General features: G+C 73.4%; 4 protein-coding genes. 1 reads left to right on the top strand and 3 read right to left on the bottom strand.

The features are described from left to right. From ACWJ6R_RS31430 to ACWJ6R_RS31420, 3 genes are all read right to left on the bottom strand, one after another. Nucleotides 1-831: aKG-HExxH-type peptide beta-hydroxylase (locus ACWJ6R_RS31430; RefSeq protein WP_449065698.1), on the bottom strand; the 831-nt coding region annotated here is incomplete at its 3' end. Continuing rightward, nucleotides 780-1,238 (bottom strand): hypothetical protein, encoded by a 459-nt coding sequence (locus ACWJ6R_RS31425; protein ID WP_449065697.1) that lies wholly within the window; start codon nucleotides 1,236-1,238, stop codon nucleotides 780-782. The genes ACWJ6R_RS31430 and ACWJ6R_RS31425, both read right to left, overlap by 52 nt. Continuing rightward, nucleotides 1,235-2,419, bottom strand: coding sequence for an FxsB family cyclophane-forming radical SAM/SPASM peptide maturase (locus ACWJ6R_RS31420; RefSeq protein WP_449065696.1), 1,185 nt, complete (start codon nucleotides 2,417-2,419; stop codon nucleotides 1,235-1,237). The genes ACWJ6R_RS31425 and ACWJ6R_RS31420 overlap by 4 nt, the downstream gene beginning before the upstream one ends. A gap of 256 nt (nucleotides 2,420-2,675) precedes the next feature. On the opposite strand from ACWJ6R_RS31420, the gene ACWJ6R_RS31415 reads away from it, so the two are divergent. Continuing rightward, nucleotides 2,676-3,890 (top strand): FxsB family cyclophane-forming radical SAM/SPASM peptide maturase, encoded by a 1,215-nt coding sequence (locus tag ACWJ6R_RS31415; RefSeq protein WP_449065695.1) that lies wholly within the window; start codon nucleotides 2,676-2,678, stop codon nucleotides 3,888-3,890. The last annotated feature ends 228 nt before the right edge of the window (nucleotides 3,891-4,118 follow it).

Below are 4,118 nucleotides of genomic sequence, written 5' to 3'. Positions count from 1 at the left end.
GCGGCGTCCACCGGCTCGGCCAGCAGCCGCTCCAGCGCGCCCCCTCATCGCGGCGACGAACTCCCGGCCGCGCTCCGTCAGGCGGCCGCTGTCCGCGAGGGTGCCGGTGACGAGGTGGGCCCCCTCCCGCCACCGGGCGAACTCCACGTTCGCGCGCAGGGCCGTCCCGCCCGTCTCGAACTCCCGCTGGCGCCACCAGAACGCCGCCACGCCCAGGTAGGCGTAGGCGCCCTGCAGCAGCCCGTAGACCGGGCGCGGGTCGGGGCGCCACGGCGCGTAGTGGCGCCGCCCGTCGTCCGGCAGCGTGAGGTCCACCAGGTCGGTCAGCGCGGTCAGCTTGGCGTGCTGGACCTCGTGGGCGAAGGTCTCGGCGAACCCCAGCCCGTGCAGGGGCTCCGAGAGCGCCATGGTCCCGAACGTCTCCCGGGACGTCGCGCTGTTCTGCCCGGAGGCGGGCGCCCGGATGGGGGTGAGGACGGAGATGGTCCCGGCCACCTCCTCGGCGACGGTCCCGTGGTGCGCGGTGAGGATGCGCCAGGCGTCCCGCAGGCACGATCCCCACCAGCGGCGCCGCTCCGGGCTCAGCCTCTCCTCGACGGCGTCGGCCGACACCCAGCGGTAGGGGTCCAGGTCGTCGACGAGCGGACTGAAACCGGGCGGCCCGGTCAGCCGGTGCAGCGCCTGCCAGCCCGGTCCGTCCCGCAGCGGGTCGGCCCGGACCGTGGCGGGGCCGATCACGAGTTCGGCCCCGGCTCCGTCGGGCCGCACGACGACGTCGGTCACCGGCCCCGCCCCGGCGGGGGCGGTGAGCAGTCCCAGGGACGGCAGCATGACGCCCCCGTCGGTGACGGGGAGCCGGACCTTGCACGGTGTCCGCGAGCCGACCGCGGCGGCCGCGGCCAGCGCTCCCCAGCCTGCCCGGGTCCTCCGCTCCGGCCTTGCGCCGCAGCGACCGGTAGGTCCGCCACGCCCACGCCCCCGGCCGCCGGGTGCGTCAGCACCCGGCCGACCGCGTCCGCGGCGCGCCCCTCCGCCTCCACCAGCAGGTCGTAGGCGTCGGCCGCCAGGCCGGCGTGCGGGTGGCGGGTCTCGGCCGCCTCCTCCACGACGCCGCGGACCAGCAGCATGGTCTTCGCGCGCTGCGCCTCCCGCAGCGCGCGCACGGCGGCGGCCCCTCCCCCGCCCGCCGCCAGCTCGGTCAGAGTCCCGTCGGGGAGGGGGCGGGCGGAGAGGTTCATCGGCTTCCCTTCAGCAGGGCGACGTCCCGGGCGAGGGTGGCGTGGATGTGGCTGATGAGCCGGTACAGGTCGGGGCAGTAGACCGAGGGGGCGCGGAATCCGGTGCCGGCGTTGTAGCGGTGGGCGTAGAGCCCGCCGCCGCAGATCTTGACGAGGTCGCACTCGAGGCAGGTCTGCGCCAGCGCCAGTTCGCCGATCTGCCGCGCGGCGATGGCCGGGTGGGCGAGCACGGCGTCGAAGGAGTCGCGCAGGACGTGCATGCGCGTCACGGCGGCCCCGTGGTAGCTGGACTTGAGGATGTCCGACTGCTCGATGCTCCCGTCCGTCTCGACGACCGCCATGCGCACCGGGGACAGCCCGACCGCCTCCGTGCGCGAGGCGCGCCCGGTCAGCAGCCGCATGATCTCGGTGAACAGCCTGATCTCCGTCTCGCCGGCGGGCGAGCCGTACCAGCGGTCGAAGATCGGGATCAGCCAGTCGGCGTACGGCGTGGCGGACGAGGCCGGGTCCCGGAAGGGCGGGGGCGTGGCCCAGTTGCCGTGCGGGAGCAGGAAGTCGACGGCGGGCGGGTCGAACGCCAGGAGCGCCTCGTAGGTGGCCACCGGGTCGTTGCGGACGTCGACGGTGCACAGCAGCCCGCTGAACAGATGGTGGAAGCGGCTCGAGGTCAGCCTGCGCAGCGAGGCGGTGACGGCCGCGTGGCTGCCCCTCCCGCCGGCGAAGCGCCGGTGCCGGTCCTGTCCCTCCTCGTCCCCGTCCAGGCTCACCCCCACCCGGATCTCCAGGTTCTCGAACAGGGTCAGGAAGGTCTCGTCGAGCCGCAGGCCGTTGGTCTGCACCGCCACCCGCACACGGGTGCCGACGTCGGCGGCGGCCGCCCTGATCGTGTGCACGGCCAGGGAGATGAGGTCCGGACCGGCCAGGAGCGGCTCCCCGCCGTGGAGGATCACCTCCACCTCGGCCAGGTCGTGCGCAAGGGCGTGCTCGGCGATCCGCCGCGCCGTGCGGTCGACGATCGCCTCCGACATGCGGCGCGGCTGGGACCGCCAGGACTGGTCGGCCATCTCGTACATGTAGCAGTACGCGCAGGCGAGGTCGCAGCGGCTGTGGATCTTCAGGATGAACTGCCGGAAAGCCGACGGCTGCCATCCCGAGGCCAGCAATCCGTCCACGTCGAGCATTGCCGGAAACATGTTTTCGGGTGGCAGATTTTCGGTTTCAGGTTTTCTTGGCAACCGCGGCACACCTCTCTTGCGCCATTTCCTATTTCGCCTGACTTCGCATCGATAGTCAAGATCCTGACCCGCAGAGGCCGGAATCGTCATGGGGTGCGGACGCGACACCCGGCGGTTTCCGCTGCGGTTTCCGCTGCGATGCGGACATCCCTCCTCTATCCTGCGCTACGTAACGTGGTCTCAACGCGGAGGCTGATCAGCGGTGCGCGAATGGCCGTCGACCCTCGATGTCGGGGAACTGATGGCCGGAGGCTGGCGGCCGACTCCGTTCCGGCAGTTCATCCTGAAGATCCACAGCCGCTGCGACCTCGCCTGCGCGTACTGCTACATGTACGAGATGGCCGACGACAGCTGGCTCGGCCGACCGCGCAGGATGGCGCCGGAGACCTTCGCCGCCACGGCCGCGCGGATCGCCGAGCACGCCCGCGCCCATGCCCTCGACGAGGTCGAGGTCGTCCTGCACGGCGGCGAGCCCCTGCTCGCCGGCCGGGAGGCCATCCGCGACCTCGTCACCCGGGTCCGCGCCGAGGCCGGCGGCGGGACGCGCGTGCGCGTCACGCTGCAGACCAACGCCACCCTGCTCGACCGCCGCTACCTCGACCTCTTCGACGAACTGGACGTGCGCGTCGGGGTCAGCCTCGACGGCGACGAGGCGATGCACGACCGCAGCCGCCGCCGCGCGAACGGGCAGGGCAGCCACGCCATGGTCGTGGAGGCGCTCGGCCTGCTCACCTCTCCCGCCTACCGGCGTCTCTTCGGCGGCCTGCTGTGCACCGTCGATCTCAGGAACGACCCCGTGGGCGCCTACGAGGCCCTGCTCGCCTTCGATCCGCCCGCCGTCGACTTCCTGCTCCCGCACGGCAACTGGTCGGCGCCGCCCCCGGGCCGGGACGCGGATCCGGGCGCCGCGCCGTACGCCGACTGGCTGATCCCGGTCTTCGACCGCTGGTACCGCTCGCCCCGGCGGTCCACCCGGGTCCGGATGTTCGGTGAGATCATCCACCTCCTCCTCGGCGGCGCGTCGGCGAGCGAGCAGGTGGGGCTGTCCCCCGCGGCCATGGTGGTGGTGGAGACCGACGGCGGCATCGAGCAGTCCGACTTCCTGAAGTCGGCCTACCGGGGAGCCCCCGAGACCGGGCTGCACGTGGCCCGGGACTCCTTCGACGACGTCCTGCTCCTGCCCGCCGTCGCCGCCCGGCAGATCGGCGAGCTGGCCCTGTCCGACGCCTGCCGCCGCTGTCCCGTCGGCAGGGTCTGCGGCGGCGGCCTGTACGCCCACCGCTACCGGGAGGGGCACGGGTTCGCCAACCCCTCGGTCTACTGCCCCGACCTCCTCCGCCTCATCGAGCACGTCAGACACACCGTCGAAGCCGACCTGTCGGCACGGACCAAGGAACACGCCCATGAAACTGCGTGAGCACCGCATACCGGCCGAGGTGTTCTCGGCACTGGCCGCCGGCGGTGGCGGCTCCGACGCGGTCGCCCGGCTCGCCGCCGCGCAGCGCAGCAAGCACGTGCTCCTGGTCCGGGGGGGTGCTGGAGACCGCCCGGACGACCGGCCATCCGCAGGCCCCCCTCGCCCGCCGCGCCTACGACCTGCTCGCCGCCGTCCAGCGCGGCCGTCCCGCCGCCGTCGACGCCGTCC

This window comes from Planomonospora algeriensis, from assembly GCF_977012225.1.
Note: the sequence above shows the minus strand (reverse complement) of the source record. Positions and strands in the feature narration are given on the sequence as shown.

What these genes read in the sequence shown, in the direction of transcription:
- ACWJ6R_RS31425 (WP_449065697.1), bottom strand. Translation starts at nt 1,238, where the DNA reads ATGAACCTCTCCGCCCGCCCCCTCCCCGACGGGACTCTGACCGAGCTG.
- ACWJ6R_RS31420 (WP_449065696.1), bottom strand. Translation starts at nt 2,419, where the DNA reads ATGCTCGACGTGGACGGATTGCTGGCCTCGGGATGGCAGCCGTCGGCT.